This window comes from candidate division KSB1 bacterium (assembly GCA_034521575.1).
Classification (GTDB): domain Bacteria; phylum Zhuqueibacterota; class Zhuqueibacteria; order Residuimicrobiales; family Krinioviventaceae; genus JAXHMJ01.
This window is the reverse complement of the sequence record JAXHMJ010000001.1, coordinates 256085-274877: the sequence shown is the minus strand read 5'-3', so window position 1 is coordinate 274877 and position 18793 is coordinate 256085. Positions and strand designations below refer to the sequence as shown.

Sequence of the window (18793 nt, the reverse complement as noted above, 5' to 3'; positions counted from 1 at the left end):
ACGCACAACGGTATATTGTATGAGTAGTGGCAGATTGCGTGGCACTTTCCCGTCAAACCGCTACGCAGTTTGAGCGGGCTACAAACCTTGATATTTACTACATCACCTGCTATTACTTATACAAAATGTTAGTAGCCGTTTTTTCTTCTAAGTATATATATGATTGAGGAGCACAGAATTTTTCAAAAAAATCTGCAGGGTCAACACCTTCTTCAAATTCCTCATATGTATCAATGCCTATCGAAAATCCTGTTTCTACATTTTTATAGTATTCAAAAAAGTCCTTTTTACTAATTCCACCAACTTTACTGAATTTTTCCCAAAGTCTTTCTGGAGAATCTTCAACAATTTCTCCTATTCTAAAATATCCAATAATCTTCTTTTCAGGAGAAGAAGAATATACAAACACCTTGTCTACAGGTTTTTTAAATATTTTCTTTCTAAACTCTACCTTTTTTATGCCTGACATAATAGCTTTAGCATAAATCGGTTTAATTGATAATATAACGCTTGTCAAAATATCCTTCATTTTTCAAACTTAAATAATCTTCTTCATTTATTTTAGTGACAGTCTGCAATTTATTTTTGAAGCTGTCAATTTCATTAATTTTCTGCAATCGAATTTTCTTATCCATATATGTAATTAGCCTAAAGATAATTACATGTAGCCATCCCTTTTCTTGTAACATTTCATTCAATTGCTGTTGCGAAAATACTGTCTTTTTCTTGACAATATTCCATAAATCTTCAAAGTTATCCACCTTTGTCGCTGATTCCAAAATCCCAATTGGCTCTATTGCTTTATTAGTCTTGGATGAATAAAAGAAAAGTAAATCACCTTGTTTAAAATTCTTAACTCGGGTATTTGAAATATAAGCTTTTACAATTGTATTTCCTTGAATTTCATTTACGCTATCAGGTGCAGAATCAAATAAAGTTGGAGGTCTTAATTTCCCATCCTTAAACAAACTACCGTAATATTCTGGACGTATTGGTATTACGAATTTATTTATGGTTTTTCCGTCATGATAAAATGGATGAATTACCATTAAATTCTCATTACTTTCAATTTTGTTTTTGTCTAAACTCTTTATCATTCTGATTTCACCAAGTCCTTGTGAATTTGTAAAAACTTGTTTTTGAAACCCAAATTTTTCAAGTAACGATATTAACTGTTCTTGTTTTTCATAAACGGTTAAGTATAAATGCGCTATTTTATGATTGATGCAATATGTAAACATTTTATTTAAGAATAGTTCTCCCAACTTAATGCCGAAAGCATCATTAGAAACTTTTAATGTACATATTTTGAGAACTTTATTGAATATTCCCTCTATCTTATGGTCTTCTACTTTCTCAGAATTATAAATTAAAAGAGCTTGCAATTTATCTTCAACTATCAGAGAATAACATTTTCTATCTTCTTTTACGCATTTATTTAACCAGTTTTGAAATTTATCAGCTTCATAATCATTACGCAAGCTGTCAAAAAACTCTTTATCAAAATGCTTTTCAATGAATCGAATACTATGTTCCCGTAAAATTGGGTGTTGTGGTATTTCAATTATAAATTGTTTTTCTAATATCCCAAGTGCATCTCTGACTGTCAGCACCTTATCTTCAAATCCAAATTTCATTGATTTGGAGTGAATACCATTATCCTGAGTTACAAAAAAATCAACATATCCTTTATATAATTGAAATAGTTGTCTATTATCAATTTTATCATTAATTTTTTCGTCTTTGATGCTTTCAAGAAACTCTTCTGTTGGTTTTGCAAAATTTTCAAGTCTTTGATATTTTTCAAGCTTTGATAATATTACATTTTTTCGTTCTGTGTTTTTGTCTCGCTCAATATCTTTAGGAATTGCGTCGGGGTGATATAAAATCTTACAATCATTTGAGATTGCGAGATTATAAAATTTAGAGAATTCCCTTTCGATAACTCTGTTATCCTCTAATTGAATCAGAATATTTGTATCAATCAGTATTTTCACAGTTTATTCATTTGTGGGGTATTTCTTTAAAATGGCTACTAACGGTTACGTATATGAAACGTTTGGCGATTCGAAGCACTTTCCTGTCAAGTTACAAGTGCTTTTGATACGAGCTGAAACGCTCGATAACCCACTGACTGCCAAATGTTTTATATACGATGTTATGCCCAGTTTTTATTTTCAACTCATTACTGTTACTAAATCTAATAGTTTTAATCCTATTGAATTGTCTCCAATTATCTTAATCTTAGTTTTATATTTCTCTTTGTCCCTATCCGTATTTGTGAATATAATCCACGCAATATCATCGGGTATTTCTACTGAAGTATGAATATCTGAACTTCCCAAATCAATAAAATCCCATTTATCTGTTTGTCTTTCAATCACCCAATCTTTTCTCAATTTACCGGTCAAACTGGTTTTAATTTTTGTTCCATTGTCATAATTGGTAAAATCACGATATAAATAAGGCAAGGCAAACATAAAAGTGTCGTATAATGGCTCAGAATATTCAGTATCTAATAGAATTGGTTTATCTAGAGCCAATCGAATTTGCATTTGATGATGCCATTTTTCGGTATATTCTCTTGCTATGTCAAACCAATTTTCCGATTCAGTTTCTCCAGCCCAAGCGACTGCAAATATTGCTTTGTCATTTGGATTTTTACTTTTCAAAAAGTCATAAAATTGTTTGTCTGAATATTCCAACAAATCAATAAGTATTGTAGGGCTTAATCTCCGCGAAACAATCATCCAGTCTTTATTTAATTTTTGAATGTGCTCAACTAAATCCTTATACGAATTAATATTTGGAACATTTGAATCATCCACAAAATTGTCTCGTTGAATAGATAAATTTCTCAATGAACCGTCGATTATATGTGAAACCAAATCCTTAACGGTTCTTCCATTTATTGGAGAAGGCTTTAACCAATCAGAAATCTCTAATCCTTGCAATAATTTCAAGAGTTCTTCTGTCAGTTTTGGGAATAAATGTAATGTTTCAATCTGTTTCATATTATCGTATAAGTTCGTTAAATTGGGCATAACGTCTGTATATATTCTATTGTTTTTATACCGCTGTATTGGAAATATAAGGACAATTGTTTATATTTCAAATATAGCAAAAGTAAATTTATTCAGAGAATTCATCTATTGGGTACCGAGTGTTGTCAACTGCTTAAAAACAAAAGGTAAAATCTCCATCATTTTTAAACCATTTTACCCGAATGACCGGATATATCGCAAATCTGTGCCTTGTTCAGGTAAAGGTGTGGAAATTGATGAAATGGTATCAGGCGGCCAAAAATTTCCACCATTATACACCGCAAAAGTTGCCGTACATCCCGCACCCGATATAGTTGATTCCTGCCTCTGCACAACCCCACACGCTACCCCGCGTTTTATCATATACCGATTTTATTGATTTTTTGCGAAAGATGCAAGCAATTAAGTTTTAAGGGAAAAGAAAGTTCAAAGCCCCTTGGCAGTGTGAATTTTCGGGAGCGTTCATTCATTATATATAAAATCGATCCGGATATACGTACGAATTGCCGGCGAGTTCAATTGTGCCTCATAACCCTAAAGCCAAAGGCGCTGTGTTTTTGCGTGTTTTAAAGCATCGATTCAATCTGCTGCTCGGACGTCCGCCCGGCCAGACTCTAGAGTTACCTGCGGGCGTTTCAGGAGGTGGAAACCGCCCTGATCCGGGAGCGTAAACAAAGCGAGCGGCTAAAAAGCATCGAAACACAGATCGCCCTGACGGTTGAGACCTACAGACAATTGCGCATCGAGTACTTTAAGGGGGTCGGCAATTACATTGATGTGTTGACCGCATTGACCGATGAACAGCGACTGCGCCGCGATCGGCTGTCAGCGCAAATGGATCTAATCGAATACCGGATTGATCTGTACCGGGCGCTGGCAGGCGGATTTGAACCGGCTAAAGATTATGTAAAAAGCCTTTGATCGTGATGGTGGGCATTCCGTTCGGAATCGTCGGCGCGGTGATCGGACATATTCTGCTCGGATACGATCTCTCCCTGATCAGCCTGATGGGGGTCATTGCCTTGTCCGGCGTAGTAGTCAATGATTCCCTGATTATGATCGATTATGCCAACCGGCAGCGAAAAGACACAACAGCATTTAAAGCCATTCACCGGGCCGGTCTGCGGCGTTTCAGACCGATCATTCTGACGACGTTGACCACGTTTGGCGGACTCACACCGATCATACTGGAAACCTCCCGGCAGGCGTATTATTTAATCCCCATGGCGATCTCTCTGGGATTCGGGATCATTTTTTCAACGGCCATTATTCTGATCATTGTCCCGTGTCTTTACATGATCATGGAAGATATCGTGTCGCTGACAAACCGTTTCGGAAAACCGGCGTAATCTCTTGTTTCAACTATGCGTTTCATTTCTTAAATTAATGCCCGTTACAGGCTAATGGTCATTCATTTAATGAAACACCCTGGACAATGAAATACTCTTTGCGCAACATACTGCTGGTTTCGGCAGGATTGATCTCGTTTGTACTGGGAGCGGTCGGAGTGGTTCTGCCTCTTCTGCCCACGACCCCGTTTCTGCTGCTGTCGGCCGCCTGTTTTATCCGCAGTTCGGACCGTCTGTATTCATGGCTGATTGGGCACCGGTATTTCGGTGAATACATTCGCCGTTACCGGGAACACCGTGCGGTGACCCGGAGGAACAAAATTGTATCCATCTCGCTGCTGTGGATCGTGATCAGCATATCCGCGTTCACGGCCGTACAAAGCTGGTGGCTGCGCGGACTGCTGTTTGTAATTGCGACCGGTGTGACGGTGCATATCCTGTCTTTGAATACCTGGAAGGATGATGATCAGTAAGGACGATGCATGCATCGTCCTTACGCGCTGTCCTTACCGATGGCACATGACTGATCATCCTTATCGGTCATCCCCCTCTCTACCCTTCTACATCATCAGCGCGCACCGGACCGCGTCGATTTATCGTCCAGGCCTGCGTACTTTGGCCCGGCACCACACCGCCTTGCGGTCTGCCACTGTTCCAGATGGGTTCCCAGGTTTCACGGTCATTGCGGTCCGGGGTCATGTCTTCAACCGGGGGCACGGTATCGCCGGTTTCCTCGGTCCACTGATCCAGAACACGTCGCATCAACTGCAGGGTCTCCGCATAGTCCGGTTCCAGAGCCAGATTGTTCAGCTGATGTGGATCGGTTGTTACATTGTAAAGTTCCTCCGGATGCCTCGGCTTGTCAAGAACCCGACACTGGGCCAGGTTCAATTGTCCGCGTTTCTGATGTTCCACCAGTTCCAGATAAGCGGACTGGAACAGTTTGCCGTAATGGATAATGTTGAATCCGGTATACTGCGGCAATTGATTGCGGATATAGACGAATTCGCCATGTCGCAGCATGCGCTCATGATAGCGCTGACCGTGCCAGTTGCGTTCGGCAAAGGCGAAATCACGTAGCGTTCGATCCGGATTATCGAGCATGGGCAGCAGACTCACGCCCTGCAGGGATGCCGGTACCGGAACCCCGGCAAGTTCCAGAAGGGTGGGCGCCAGATCAATCGTACTGGCCAGTCCGGAAACAACAGAAGGCTCTTTCCATTTCCACGGCGCATGCACGACAAACGGTGTTTTGATACCGCTGTCATAGAGCCAGGTTTTGTCACGCGGAAACGGCCGACCGTTGTCCGTCATGACAATGATCACCGTGTTTTCATAGACGCCCTGCTTTTCAAGTTCATCGACCACCTTGCCGATATTGGTATCATAACGGTGCACTTCATCATAATAATGCGCCAGATCCGTGCGCGTCCCCACACCGTCCACCTGATACGGCGGCACTACCGCGTCCTCCGGGAGATGCGGGCCTTCGGTCATAGCCAAATCCCAGTCCCGATGCGCATCAATCGCTGCAAACCACATGAAAAACGGTTTGTCTTTGGGACGTTCCTGTAAACTTTTCACCCAGTTTACCGCTCCACTGACACCCCCCTCATATTTTTGATCAAAAGAATGAGTGACGTCACCATTGAAATGCCACTTGCCGGCCTGAGCGGTAAAGTAACCGGCCTTGCGCAGTTCATGCGGAAACTGCGGCAGGTCTTTCAAATACGGGGCATCGGTCATGTGCAGTTCCGGCGCGCCGGTGTTATGCGGATAGCGGCCGGTAATCAGACTGGTGCGGGTGGGACTGCAGGAACTGGTGGTCAGACACATATTGGTAAAGCGAATGCCCCCGGCAGCCAATTGATCCACATTCGGGGTCCGTATGGTCGGATGGCCGTAACAGCCGAAATCCGATACAGATATATCATCACCAATAAACAGCACAAAATTCGGTTTTTCCGGATCAGCATGAACAGTTTTGGTCTGCCATCCAGTTGCCAACAGTGCTGCCGCGGCACCGGATTTTAAAAATTGACGTCGGGTTGACATAGGTGTCCTTTCTTAAGGTCAAAGTTCGAAAACTCTTTTCATTGTAAAACAAATATTTTTTCAAATTCAAATCAGCAGCAATTGAAAAGACCGGCTAATAGACAGTATTTTCTTTGCAAGCCTGATTCTATGCGTAACTTAATTATGGAATCATTGGACGCAGAGGGAAAACCAAGAACCAAACATTCATATAGAAATACAACCATTCAAAAATAATATTCAGGCCCTTAAAGATTCCCAACTATTTGAAAGCATAATTTATATTAACTTTTGTTTTTCTTTGCGAGTTCTGCTTCTCTGCGTGATATTTATTCGGCTTTACATTTATAGTATTTTTGCAGCTCATAAAACGCCAGTTTCCTCTGACCCTGGTCCGAAATCAATCCCTTGCGGTTCCAGAAATCCTGAATACGTGGCAGGGGGCGGCGCGGGGAGCGAAAATCCTTGAGAATCCAGGGGGTCATGCCCTGAATAAAATCCACTTTGTTCAGCATATCGATATTGTGTCGATAAACAGAGGCCTGAAATTCCTCGGACCAGCGCGTCAGAGAGTCTCCATGCATATTGTACAGCGCGCCAGCGCCAAATTCACTGATGATCACGGGCTTGTTGTAGGCGCTCGTCCAGGTGATACTATCGCATTTGGCGGGCAGCCCGTCGTACCAGCCGATATATTCGTTGCAGCCCAGCACATCCACGACCTCACCAAAGGGATCATCAATCAACAGGGTATACTCGTCCGTGTAATGCCGTTCCATGGCCGCCGTGAGCAGCCGAGTCGGGTCCAGAGCGCGCGCCTGTTGCGCCAGTGAGGTCAGAAAATCGAGCCGCGCTTCCGACAGCGGCGTTTCATTGGCCATAGACCAGAGAATCACGGACGCGCGGTTTTTGTCGCGGTTGATCATTTCCGTCAATTGATTTTCCGCATTTTCATAGGTGTGCTGGTTCTTCCACTGTATCGTCCAGTACACCGGTATCTCGGACCACAGCATCAAACCCAGTTCATCCGCCACCCGGGTCATCCATTCGTTGTGCGGATAATGCGCCAGTCGCACAAAATTACAGCCCAAATCTTTGGCCCATCCGAGCAAGATCCGCGCATGATCCTCGGAAAAAGCACGCGAGCCGTCTTCATACGGGGCTTCTTCGTGAATACAGATTCCACGCAAATAGACGGGTTCACCGTTGAGCAGTATCGATGTTCCCTCGGTCCCGATAGAGCGGAATCCGATCCGGTCGGACAGCGTATACGTTTCTGTCTTGATGATCACATCGTACAATTTTGGTGTTTCAGGAGACCAAAGTTTCAGATTATGATTGAATTGTATTTCAGCCCGGCCATCCGCATCTGTCTCGGTTGCCTCCCGGATGCCTGCCTCCGGAATATGAATTTCTATTTTTTGTTTCTTTTGTACACCGTCCAGCTGCACAAATCCCGTCATTTTCTCACTGTTTTCAGGATCCAGTTGTATCCTGTAATCCCGGATAAATGTTTCATGGGTGCGCACCAGCATGACCCGTCGGGTGATACCGCCGTAATTGAACCAGTCCGTATTTACAGTGGGCACCGCTTGCATATGACGTGTATTGTCCACCATGAGGATCAGGTCATTTTTCCCCGCTTTGACCTGATCGGTAATCTCGAAATGGAACGGCGTGAATCCCCCGATATGTTCACCCAGTTTTTCACCGTTCAAATAGACCCGGGCGTGATAATTAACAGCCCCGAAATACAGGAACAGCCGTTCATCAGGTTTGGGCTGCACCTGAAAATAGTTCTGATACCAGATAGTGCCTTCGTACAGATAAAGCGATTCTTTCTGAGAATTCCAGTCACCCGGAACATTCAGCTGCAGGTCTGTATCAAAGCTGTACTCTACGCGCTCCCAGCGCTTTTGCGGTTTTTCATTTTTAAAAAATCCGTTGGCGCTGGGTTGGTACCGATAATCGTAATAACCCATCTGATAGGGATCGATCACAATGGACCACTTGCCGTTCAGGGACACCGTTTCGCGATGATCCACATTGATGAGCGGCATAGCCCTTAAATTTACAGCAAACAGTAAAAATAGAAAAAGAATATGAATCTTCATTTCAACCTCATTTCACAGATATTCAGAAACAGTACGAATTTATTTCACCTGTTCAGGCTGTATATGCATCACAAATCCGCCTGCCGGCGCCATCTCAGCCTGAATCACCGTTTCTTTCATCACATTTATTGTTCTTTTTGTCAGTTTTTGCGGGAACCGATCAGCGTCCGGTGCATCCCGCCAAATTTGAGCCGAATAAGACACATCCTCCTGAAGAAATCCCAACGGAATATCCACCGTCCGGGCTTGTCCGTCGGTCAGAGCGCCGATATACCAGTCTTTACCGGTTCTACGGGCAACCACAATATAATCATCCACATTGGAAACCGGCACTTTGGTGTCATCCCAGGTGGTGGGCACATTGCGCAGCACATCCAGACCGGCCGGACTGTTGCGATAGTTATAGGGCGAATCGCACAGCACCTGCAGCGCGCTCTCATAAACGATCATCATGGCCAGCTGGCGGCAGCGGGTTCCCATGACCATCGGTGACGGTGCTTTATTTTCTGTGACAAAAGAATCCGGCATCACATTGACAAATCCGCCAGGCGTAAAATCCATTTCGCCCAGCATAGCGCGTGTATAGGCCAGAGTCAAAGTATGTTCCGGGGTGATGCGGTCACTCCATTTGTTATATTCATTGCCCAGAACGCCTTCGCGGGTCAACAGATTCGGGTAGGTGCGACTGAATCCGGTGGGTTTATAAGCGCCGTGAAAATTTACCAACAAATGATGTTCCGCCGCTTTTTTCACCAACCGGTGATAAAAATTCACCATCTCCTGATCATCCCGCGCCATGAAATCCACTTTGACGCCGGCAATGCCCCATTTTTCATACAGCGGAAACGCTTCCTGCATCTGCCGGTCGGCATGATTCCATTCCAGCCACAGCCACAGGCGCACATTCTTTTCACGCGCATACTCGACCAGGCCGGGGATGTCAATTTGATCTGTAGACCGGGTAATATTCACATCCGGATTCGGTGCATTCGGATGATCCTCTGTGGGCTGAAACGGCTCGCCGTACCACTGCCAGTCCACCAATTGATACGGCCAGCTCATTTCTGAACTAAAGTCGATAAAATACTGCATGGTTCGGGTATTTGAACCCAGCTCAAACTCCGCATCCGGGGCGTAGCGGTTGCACCACCACCAGTCCCAGGCGCATTTTCCCGGTTTGATCCAGTCCGTATGTTCTATGGCGCACGGGTCATTCAGATTGGCGATTAAATCCGATTCGATAAAATCGCCGGCAGATTCACCGATCATGATCACACGCCACGGTGAAACGCGCGGCGCAGCAGAGCGCACACACACCGGGTCATGTCCGGGCAGCGGAGCCATCAAAGTCCGCAATGAATAGTCATTTCCGGCGCGCCCGAGATACATCCCGGCCCAGTCCGTTAAATCCGCTTCCGCAATCGACAGCCACACGGAATCAGAATGTTGAATGAGCATCGGCAGGCCGTACACGGTTTCAGAATCAAGGTCGGCAATTCGCTGTTTATAAAATTCAGACTCCTGATGCGAGGCATAGCCGCCGTAGCTGACCGCCCAGACATCGCAATCAAATCCCAAATCAAATTCCGTCAAATCCCCCGTCAACGAAAATGAATCAATTGCAGACTGTTTGGGGATATGGTAACGCAAGGCAACACCGTCATTATAAACCCGGAAATGCATGTTTAAATGTCGGTTCGGCTTTTCTGATTCCTGCAGTTCAAGAATGAGCTCACGATAGTGATTCATGACATTTTTTCGTTTGCCCCAAAGACGCTGCCAGGTATGAGTATATTCCGTTTTCCGGGCATCAAGGACCTGCCAGTTAGAAATCATCTCAGGCATATCTTTGAAAACCAAACCGGTATTCGACTGTTGGATGAGCGGTCGATCTTTGAAATCAACCCAGAATACCAATCGTTTGTTCTGCGTCAATGCGGCTGTAACCTCTACACGACCGTCCGGTGAAACACATTTATAGGAGCTGGCAGCAGATAAAATTGACGAAATAAACAGTACAAAAAGCAAACAGCGTGAGGTTTTCATGATGACTCCCGGGAAAATCTATTTCTGTTCCATTCGAAACGCAAAGTAACAACTTTTTTTTGAGCAAATAGGTAGATAACAACATTATTAAAAAAAGATGAATAAAGCAATAAATATCCGGCATATTTTGAATAGTCGATAAAAAAAACGGAATGATTTAAAAGCGCCCGGTTTATCCTAAACAGAATCAATGTTCGATCGGTTTTAATCATTGTACCGCCGGGACCGATTTTACGCATTCATTCCTGTAAAACCGTTCTCAGTTCCGCAAGTGTATCCTGATAGCGCGCAGGGAAGCGATATTGAACAGCTGCAGCGAATCCGTGCGGTAATCGTACAATTCCTCTTCCGGCCGCGATGTGACAAACACATCAGCCTGAATGGGCGTCAATTGACCCTTTGCTTTCAAAGGCGTTTCATTAAAAGAAATAATGCCGACATCCCGACCGGGACGATAATTCTCTGATTCCAGTCGCCCCACCAGGGCGACCCGTTCTTCATCCTCATGGATTACAAAGCACATGCCGGATTCTACATTCACCTCAGATATACGATGCACCACCCGAGCCTGTAAATCAAATGGTTCGCAGAACCGGTAAAAACCCTTTTCCATCTGTTCAGTCATGATACGGCGCGATTCATTGCCAGGCGGATCAATCACCATCATCATGGAGGTATAGCCTTTGATCCATTATGAAACACAGACCTGAGCGAGCCTGTTTAGGATGAAAACGGTGAATGGTCGGGAAAAACAAGGTTACTATTCCGGTTCGCAAACAAGCCTTCCTCTGTCACCGGGCAGATCTGCCCGGTGCTCTTTCTCCTGTCAATCCGCTTCTAACTGTAAAAGCCGGAAAAAAGCAAATCTTTCTGAATCTTTTTTAGATTCATACATCTAATTAATAAATATGTAAAAGGTTACACTTTTTGTAAAGGAGATCATTCATGGCAACTGTAAATCTTACAATGGATAAACTTGAAGATACATTGAAAAATAATGATATTGTTTTGATAGATTTTTGGGCGGAATGGTGCGGACCCTGCAAAATGTTCGGTCCGATTTATGAAAGCGTATCGGAAAAACACCCTGATATTGCGTTTACCAAGGTAGATACCGAAAAAGAGCAGGAACTGGCCGGCGCATTCGGTATTCAATCGATTCCCACCTTGGCAATTTTCCGCGACAATATTCTCATTTTCAAGCAACCGGGCGCTTTGCCGCAGCAAGCCCTGGAGGATGTTATCAAACAGGTGCGCGAACTCGATATGGATGAGGTCCGGGCCGAGGTTGAAAAGCAAAAAGCAGAGCAAGCAGAAGCCAATTAACGCATTCAAAAAGCCCTGTCAATTATGACAGGGCTTTTTTTCGCTGTATTCCGGGGAACAGGTCATATTTCAAAAGTCATTCAGATATTGGTAACAAAAAAAAGCGCCGATATTCAAAACACCGACGCTCTTTGTAATCAATAACATACTATTGGGTGGTTGTTTTCAATTCATCAAACAACTGCTCACTTGCCTTGAGCTTGTCCTCATTGCCATAGACACAATAAGGGCTTTGCGACAGGACATCCTTGATAAAAGCACTCATGTCCCGGATGTCCTGGGCTGTGGTTGATAACACAGCATTGCGTTCCTGTTGTTTGTCTTCCGGTGTGAGGTTTTCAAAGTACCAACGCACCGCCACATCGCCTTTCTGAGACGGCGTCAGGGGACGATCCATACGCGCAATCGTACCGATAATATACCGCGTCATGGCTTCCTCATCCGCTTTAAATGACTCGAGATAATTCACCATCCCTTGATAATTATCCAGCGTCTTTTCAAGATTGGGATCCCGATAAGAGGCAAAATAAATACTTCCGTCGCGCTGAATGACGCCAAACCCGCCATAGGCTCCGCCGATCACCCGCAGCTGATTGGTCAGCCAGTCCCTCGACAGAATTTGACCAAGAACCAGCATCTTGCCGTCCCAGTCATAGCCGAGCTTTTTGTAATCATAACCCTGCAGCACATACTGCACTTTGGAGGCCGCCAGCAGCCCTTCATTGACAGGCTTGGGTTCAAGCGCCCATTTGTGCAGCTGCACAGGCAGATTGTTAAAGGACTGCACTACATTCTCGGCCGCCTGGCTGCCTTTCTCAAAATCATCCTGTCCACAGGTAAGCGTCACAACCACATTGTTCTGATTGAACAGCATCTCTGCTGTGGATTCCAGATTTTGCACAATCGTTTCAAACTGGTCATCGTATGATTTGACCAGCCGGGTGACAAACTCATAATAGTCCAGACCGCCGCTGAGTTCATCAAACAGTCCGGCATGGCTGTAATACGACTGAAGACGGGTTCTGGCGATTTGATAACCATTGCGCTCCACATACGCCTCGAGTCTGGACTGATGACGGGTCAGCAGGGTTTTCAGACGTTCTTTATCATTATAAATCGAGTGATTCAATATTTCAGCCACCAGTTCCGCAGTCTTGTCCAGCTTGGAGCTCATACATTTGGTGCGGACCACCAACTTGGGTAAAAGGTTATCATTCCGGCTGTCCCGGGCATAACCGTTCACAGTCACCCGGAAATCTCCGGTATGCAGATTCAACTGATTATCCAGCTCACCATAGGTATAGGTGTCTGTATTCAAACCGGACAGCACTTTTGATAATAACGCCACCCAGGGGATCATTTCATCGTTCAGAACCCGCGCATCGAAATAAAGCCGCGTATAAACCACATCATTGGTAAATTCTTTATGATACAGCAGCGGCGCATTGACGGCAGTCTTTCTTCCACCTCGTACCATTCAGTCTCGGCATCAATATCGCTCAGCTTCAACATCGGTATAGTCGCCAAAGCCTCGGGTGAATCCTCGCGCTGCTGATATTCAATCAATTCCTGTGTTTCCTGAATCAATGCGGCTTTTTCTTCTTCAGAAAGCTCCTGTTTGTATTGCTGCAGCTCTTGCTGCGTTTCGGCATTAATCTGCTGCTGCAGTCCGGGTTTGGGTTTTAGAGTTAACAGCAGCGCATGCGGATTATCCAGCAGCTGTTCGCGGATCACCTGCTCGAGATATCCGGCTTTGATATCCGCTTTCAGCGCGGATAAATGCTGTTCCCATTCCAGACTCAGAAACGGATCGTCTGCGAAAAACCAGCCGTTCAAGACATTGAAATTGTAGGTCAGACCTTTTTGCGCGTCATCCCCTCCCGTTTGCGGAATTCAAGACGGTTCAAAGTGCCGCGCACAGCCGTTGAATCCACACCTTCTTCTACAACCTGCTGCAGCGTGTTCCTTACAATGGATTTAAACTGTTCGTCCTGCGCCGGATCAGCATTCTGCACCCGAATCTGAAACACCATTTGCTTCATGGGATCGATAAAGGCGCTGACATCGCGGCCAATTTCGGCCTTTTGCAGCGCTAAACGGACCGGCGCGGATTCCTGATTAATCAACACATCACTGAGTATATCAAGCGCATAGCGCAATTTTTGATCCGTATTCTTTCCGCACACCAGGCTCAACGAAAGGTAGGATTGACCGGTTGTGTCCGTGCCCTCTGAAATCGGATAATATTCCGTCACCTTTTTCATTTGATCAAAAGGTTCCTGCAGGGCAAAGGAAACCTCTGCATCGGATTTTTCATAGGCAGCGAGATATTGCTCATTGATAAACGCTAGTTCTTTATCCAGATCCGCGTTTCCATACAAAAAGATATAACTGTTCGGAAGGATGGTAATATTTGCGATGAAAATTCAAAAACGCTTCCTGCGTCAGGGATGGAATGGCAGACGGATATCCGCCGGAAGAATATCCGTAACCGTTGTCCGGGAACAAATGTTTATCAATTTGATATCCGAGTTCACGGGTTGGACCTGGAAAAGGCGCCTTTCATTTCATTATAAACCACCCCTTTGTAGATCACCGGACTCTTTTCATCCGTGAGCTCATAATGCCATCCCTCCTGTTTTAGAATACGCGGATCTTTGTAAATGAGGGGATTAAACACCGCGTCCAGGTATACATGCATCAAATTAAAATAATCTTTATCATTCATGCTGGCAACCGGATAAATCGTAATATCACTGCCGGTCATGGCATTCAGAAACGTATTCAGCGAACCTTTGGCCAGCACATCAAACGGACTTTTCACCGGAAAATTTTCAGAACCATTCAGCACACTGTGTTCCATAATGTGCGGAGTACCGGCATCGGATTCGGGAATGGTTTTAAAGGCAACACTGAATGTCTTATTGGGATCATCAGCGTCAATTTTCAACAGTCGCGCCCCGGTCTGTTCGTGTTCGAACAGCAGACACTCTGAATTTACTTCTTTGACAAATCGTTTTTCCTTCAGCTTAAATCCATGGTAGGTTTTACCGGTCTCAAAAGCTAAACACATGGTCACCCCGACAATTAATAGGATTGAAAACACCAACATCACATACGTCTTGAATTCATGCATATCATCACCTTTATCTGTTTGATTATTTGTTTACACATCACTTACGGTAAACAGAGCCAAAAGTTGCATCATAATCCGGTTTGTACTCTTGACTTTACATCACAAATAATCCGGTTAAAATAAAGTCTTTGTATCTGATATGCAAGATAAAAAGTGGACATGCATAGATTTCCCTGTCGGCTTGTACCCCTGTGAATTGAAATCCAAAACAGATTATTTAAGCAGCGTCGCCTGCCGGATTACCTGATGAGCCGCGGTTTGCAGTCTGATCAGATAAACGCCGGACGCAGCCGGAATCCCGTTGCGGTCAACACCATTCCAGGCAAACGAATGCAAACCGGCGCGTAAAAACCGGTCAGTGATGACCCGGACAAGCCGTCCGCTTGTGTTATAGATGCAAAGCTTGATCGCGCTGTTTTTTTCAAGCTTGATATCAATTGTCGTATTTGGATTAAACGGATTCGGATACACGCGACTGATCCGCAATACTCTGAGCAATGGGAGCGACGGTCAGACATGTGGGACAGGCATAACCGAACCAGTACAGGTAAACAACTTTACACTGGTAACTGCTCAGGGTATAGGTTTCATTCTCTATACTTTCAAGAGTAAAATCCGGCGCATCGTCGCTGACCTCAAGACCAAACCCGACGGAGATACTCAATAATAACAGTGTTAACATTTTCATCGTTTTATTCTTCAAACTGTTCGATTAACCAGGTTTTATTTAACACCTGCATCCTGTGAATTAATCCACCTAAATGTTTTACAGATAAAACTTTTTACGGTTTTAACGGGGGTCACAGGAAAAGTACGTCCGAAAACAGGTTCCGCGTTTAGAAAATCAACCAATCAAAAAAATGTATTTTAGACGGGTAATGGTTTGTTTTTACGATAAGCCAGCCCCTGAAATGTCGCGATTATCTCATTGGACTCGTCATAAATCGTCACCCGGCAGGACGACAGCTTGGAATTCACCGCAATCTCTTGCGCATACGCGGTCACCACACCGCTGCTAACTCCCTTGATGAACTGAATGTTCACATTAATCGCCAGTGAAAACGTTCCGTGTGAATTGGTTGCGGCTGCAAACGCATAATCGGCCAGCGTAAACAACGCGCCGCCATGCACCACCTCAGCGCCGTTCAGATGCTTGTCTTGAATGCGCATGCTCGCAACCGCCTTGCCCGTTTCTACAGAAACAAGTTCAATATCATTATGTGCGGCAAAGCGGTCGCGTTTTTCGAAAAATTCTTTGATCTTTTTCAAACTCATGATGATGCCCTAATGTATTACGGCTTTTTCTTCGCCTGTTTATGACAGGATCACAGAATAGTGCGGATGATTGGTGTAAAAACAAGCCAACCGGGGTTCAAACAATTCACAGTTCTTGATTTAATCCTGTTGATCGGTGCAATCCTGTTATCCTGTCCCAAAAGCAAACAGCCGGAGCCTCGGCGTCACTCCGTTAAAGCTGTGGTATCGTGTTACAGATAATCCCGTAGATCCATCACCCGGTTGGATTTCCCGGCCGTGCGTTCCAGGGTTTTGGGTTCGACCAGGGTGATTTTTGCGGATATGCCCAGCGCCTGTCGCACGCGTGACTTTATCTTTTCCTCCATAACCCGCATCACACGCATTTCATCGGAAAACCATTTTTCATTCAGCTCAACCTTGATTTCCAGAGCATCCAGAGCGCCTTCCCGGGTGACCACCAGCCTGATAATGCGGCTCGGTTTCTTCCATATCGACCAATACGGTTTCAACCTGAGACGGAAAGATATTCACACCGCGAATAATCAGCATATCATCCGTGCGTCCGTGCGGTTTGGTCATGCGCAGCAAACAGCGGCCGCATTCACAGGGTTCATCGAACAGCGTGGTGATATCACGTGTACGGTAACGCAAAACCGGTATGGCCTCTTTGGTCAATGTGGTGATCACCAGTTCTCCGGTTTCACCGTACGGCAGCGTCTTACCGGTTTTGAGATCAATGACTTCGCAGAGAAAATGATCTTCATTAATGTGCATGCCGTTTTTCTGCCCGCATTCCATAGACACGCCCGGTCCCATAACCTCGGAAAGTCCGTAATTATCCGTGGCGCTGATCGCCAGCCGTGATTCGATTTCATCGCGCATACTGTCGGTCCACGGTTCGCCGCCGAAACATCCCACACGCAGTGACAAGTCCCGTTCAGGATCAATGCCTTTTTCCGCCAGCGCTTCCCCCAGATAGATCGCATAGCTGGGTGTACAGATCAGCGCCGTGCTTTTAAACTCACGCATAATCATAATTTGACGCGCCGTATTACCGGAAGACACCGGGATCACCGTGGCGCCGAGTTTTTCAGCGCCGTAATGCAGCCCGAATCCGCCGGTGAACAGCCCATATCCGAAAGAAATCTGGATGATATCCATTTTACTTACACCGCCGGCGGCCAGCAAGCGGGCAATACATTCCGACCAGTTATCCAGATCCTGGCGCGTATAACCGACAACCGTCGGCCGACCGGTGGTGCCGGACGAGGCATGCAGCCGAATCACGTCTTTCAGGGGCACCGCAAACATGTCATATGGATAATTGTTCTGCATCTCGTCTTTGGTCGTGAACGGCAAACGCGTATAATCGGCCAGGGAACCAATATCCTCCGGCTTTACACCCGCCTGATCCAGTTTTTGCTTATAAAACGGCACTTTGTCATAAACATAGCGGACGGTTTTGCAAAGACGTGATTCTTGCAGAGACAGCAACTCCGGCCGTGCCATGTTCTCTGCCTTTTCATTCCAAATCATGCTCAATCCTTTCCTTGTTTCCGGGAGATTACATTGAATAAATCTGTTCGCCTTTCAAAAGCGTGACATTGTTTTCCATGAGCGTCTCGATGGCTTTTTCCGTGTATTCCACCCGGATGACCATCACAGCTTCTTTGGAATTTTCTTCAACAAAACCGTACATGTACTCGACACTAATATTGACATCGGCCAGCACGCTCAGAATTTTGTTCAGACCGCCAGGTTTGTCCTCCACCGCACAGGCAATCACGGTATTTTCCCGAAGGGTAAATCCTTCCTTGCGCAGAATCTCCAGGGTATAATCCGGTTTATCGACGATGAGACGCAAAATACCGAAATCCGAAGTATCCGCCAGAGCCAGGGCGCGGATATTTACTTTTTCCTTGCCCAGGATACCGGTAATTTCCGCAGCCGTCCGGCGCGGTTTTCCATAAAAATAGAAATTTGACGTACTTGCATAGGTCCTGTCTCCTTTATAATGCCCGTTCATCAATCACACGTTTCGCCTTGCCTTCACTGCGGGCAATGGTTTTGGGCTCGACCAGCTTGACACGCACAGAAACGGCGTGGCTTCTTTGGTCAGGGTGGTGATCACCAGCATGCCGTCTTCACCCTCGGGTACCGGCTTGCCGGTTTTCGGATCCAGAATCTCGGGTAAAAAATGATCCGCCCAGATATGCAGCCCGTCCTGTCCCACACATTCATTGGCCACACCCGGTCCGATAATCTCGGACAATCCGTAAATATCATAGGCTTTGATATTCCAGAGGTCTTTGATCTCTTTGCGCATGCCGCTGGAGGCGTGAATCTCCTTGACCTCTTTCATCGGCAGCACAAACATGTCGAACGGATAATTGACACGCAGGGTTTCCTTGTCTGTAAGCGGCAGGTTCTGCAGATCATTTAGAGACTGAATATCATCCGGCGTGCCGCCGCTCTCCTTGAACGCGT

Annotated in this window: 16 protein-coding genes and 3 pseudogenes; 3 read left to right on the top strand and 16 right to left on the bottom strand. The window is 45.3% G+C overall.

Annotated elements, in window-relative coordinates; genetic code table 11:
• Positions 1 to 112: 112 nt before the first annotated feature.
• From U5R06_01260 to U5R06_01250, 3 genes are all read right to left on the bottom strand, one after another.
• Positions 113 to 517: an ASCH domain-containing protein gene (locus U5R06_01260; GenBank protein MDZ7721467.1), complete on the bottom strand. Its 405-nt coding sequence runs from the start codon at positions 515 to 517 to the stop codon at positions 113 to 115.
• Positions 492 to 1997 carry a hypothetical protein gene (locus U5R06_01255; GenBank protein ID MDZ7721466.1) on the bottom strand — a complete coding sequence of 502 codons (1506 nt, stop codon included), beginning with the start codon at positions 1995 to 1997 and terminating at the stop codon, positions 492 to 494. Before U5R06_01255 ends, U5R06_01260 begins: the two co-directional genes overlap by 26 nt.
• 180 nt (positions 1998 to 2177) lie before the next feature.
• Complete coding sequence (locus U5R06_01250) at positions 2178 to 3014, bottom strand: maleylpyruvate isomerase N-terminal domain-containing protein (GenBank protein MDZ7721465.1); 837 nt, start codon at positions 3012 to 3014, stop codon at positions 2178 to 2180.
• A 933-nt stretch (positions 3015 to 3947) separates the two neighbouring features.
• Between U5R06_01250 and U5R06_01245 the strand changes: the two are divergent.
• Positions 3948 to 4393 (top strand): annotated as a pseudogene (locus tag U5R06_01245) (efflux RND transporter permease subunit).
• 86 nt (positions 4394 to 4479) lie between these two features.
• Positions 4480 to 4866, top strand: coding sequence for a YbaN family protein (locus U5R06_01240; protein MDZ7721464.1), 387 nt, complete (start codon positions 4480 to 4482; stop codon positions 4864 to 4866).
• Between the two features lie 79 nt (positions 4867 to 4945).
• Here the strand turns inward: U5R06_01240 and U5R06_01235 are convergent, their stop codons facing one another.
• The 4 genes from U5R06_01235 to U5R06_01220 form a co-directional block, all read right to left on the bottom strand.
• Complete coding sequence (locus tag U5R06_01235) at positions 4946 to 6448, bottom strand: sulfatase (protein MDZ7721463.1); 1503 nt, start codon at positions 6446 to 6448, stop codon at positions 4946 to 4948.
• A gap of 308 nt (positions 6449 to 6756) precedes the next feature.
• The gene (locus U5R06_01230) at positions 6757 to 8541 is read right to left on the bottom strand and encodes a glycoside hydrolase family 2 TIM barrel-domain containing protein (protein MDZ7721462.1); all 1785 of its coding nucleotides are present in this window, start codon (positions 8539 to 8541) and stop codon (positions 6757 to 6759) included.
• A gap of 39 nt (positions 8542 to 8580) precedes the next feature.
• Positions 8581 to 10587: a glycoside hydrolase family 97 protein gene (locus U5R06_01225; GenBank protein ID MDZ7721461.1), complete on the bottom strand. Its 2007-nt coding sequence runs from the start codon at positions 10585 to 10587 to the stop codon at positions 8581 to 8583.
• Between the two features lie 259 nt (positions 10588 to 10846).
• On the bottom strand, positions 10847 to 11257 hold the full coding sequence (locus U5R06_01220) for a hypothetical protein (protein MDZ7721460.1): 411 nt from the start codon (positions 11255 to 11257) through the stop codon (positions 10847 to 10849).
• 275 nt (positions 11258 to 11532) lie between these two features.
• On the opposite strand from U5R06_01220, the gene trxA reads away from it, so the two are divergent.
• Complete coding sequence (gene trxA, locus U5R06_01215) at positions 11533 to 11913, top strand: thioredoxin (GenBank protein MDZ7721459.1); 381 nt, start codon at positions 11533 to 11535, stop codon at positions 11911 to 11913.
• Positions 11914 to 12061: 148 nt separating this feature from the next.
• Here the strand turns inward: trxA and U5R06_01210 are convergent.
• From U5R06_01210 to U5R06_01170, 9 genes and pseudogenes are all read right to left on the bottom strand, one after another.
• Positions 12062 to 13647 (bottom strand): annotated as a pseudogene (locus tag U5R06_01210) (hypothetical protein).
• A 119-nt stretch (positions 13648 to 13766) separates the two neighbouring features.
• Complete coding sequence (locus U5R06_01205) at positions 13767 to 14294, bottom strand: insulinase family protein (GenBank protein ID MDZ7721458.1); 528 nt, start codon at positions 14292 to 14294, stop codon at positions 13767 to 13769.
• Positions 14295 to 14446: 152 nt separating this feature from the next.
• Positions 14447 to 15049 carry a hypothetical protein gene (locus U5R06_01200; protein MDZ7721457.1) on the bottom strand — a complete coding sequence of 201 codons (603 nt, stop codon included), beginning with the start codon at positions 15047 to 15049 and terminating at the stop codon, positions 14447 to 14449.
• A 213-nt stretch (positions 15050 to 15262) separates the two neighbouring features.
• Complete coding sequence (locus U5R06_01195; protein MDZ7721456.1) at positions 15263 to 15520, bottom strand: FlgD immunoglobulin-like domain containing protein; 258 nt, start codon at positions 15518 to 15520, stop codon at positions 15263 to 15265.
• A complete protein-coding gene (locus U5R06_01190; GenBank protein ID MDZ7721455.1) occupies positions 15501 to 15737 on the bottom strand; it encodes a hypothetical protein in 237 nt (78 codons plus the stop codon). Before U5R06_01190 ends, U5R06_01195 begins: the two co-directional genes overlap by 20 nt.
• Before the next feature lie 179 nt (positions 15738 to 15916).
• A complete protein-coding gene (locus U5R06_01185; protein MDZ7721454.1) occupies positions 15917 to 16324 on the bottom strand; it encodes a PaaI family thioesterase in 408 nt (135 codons plus the stop codon).
• A 212-nt stretch (positions 16325 to 16536) separates the two neighbouring features.
• A pseudogene (locus tag U5R06_01180) lies at positions 16537 to 17842 on the bottom strand (phenylacetate--CoA ligase).
• A 28-nt stretch (positions 17843 to 17870) separates the two neighbouring features.
• Positions 17871 to 18332, bottom strand: a complete 462-nt coding sequence (locus U5R06_01175; protein MDZ7721453.1) for an ACT domain-containing protein — start codon at positions 18330 to 18332, stop codon at positions 17871 to 17873.
• A complete protein-coding gene (locus U5R06_01170; GenBank protein MDZ7721452.1) occupies positions 18316 to 18399 on the bottom strand; it encodes a hypothetical protein in 84 nt (27 codons plus the stop codon). Before U5R06_01170 ends, U5R06_01175 begins: the two co-directional genes overlap by 17 nt.
• Positions 18400 to 18793 lie beyond the last annotated feature (394 nt).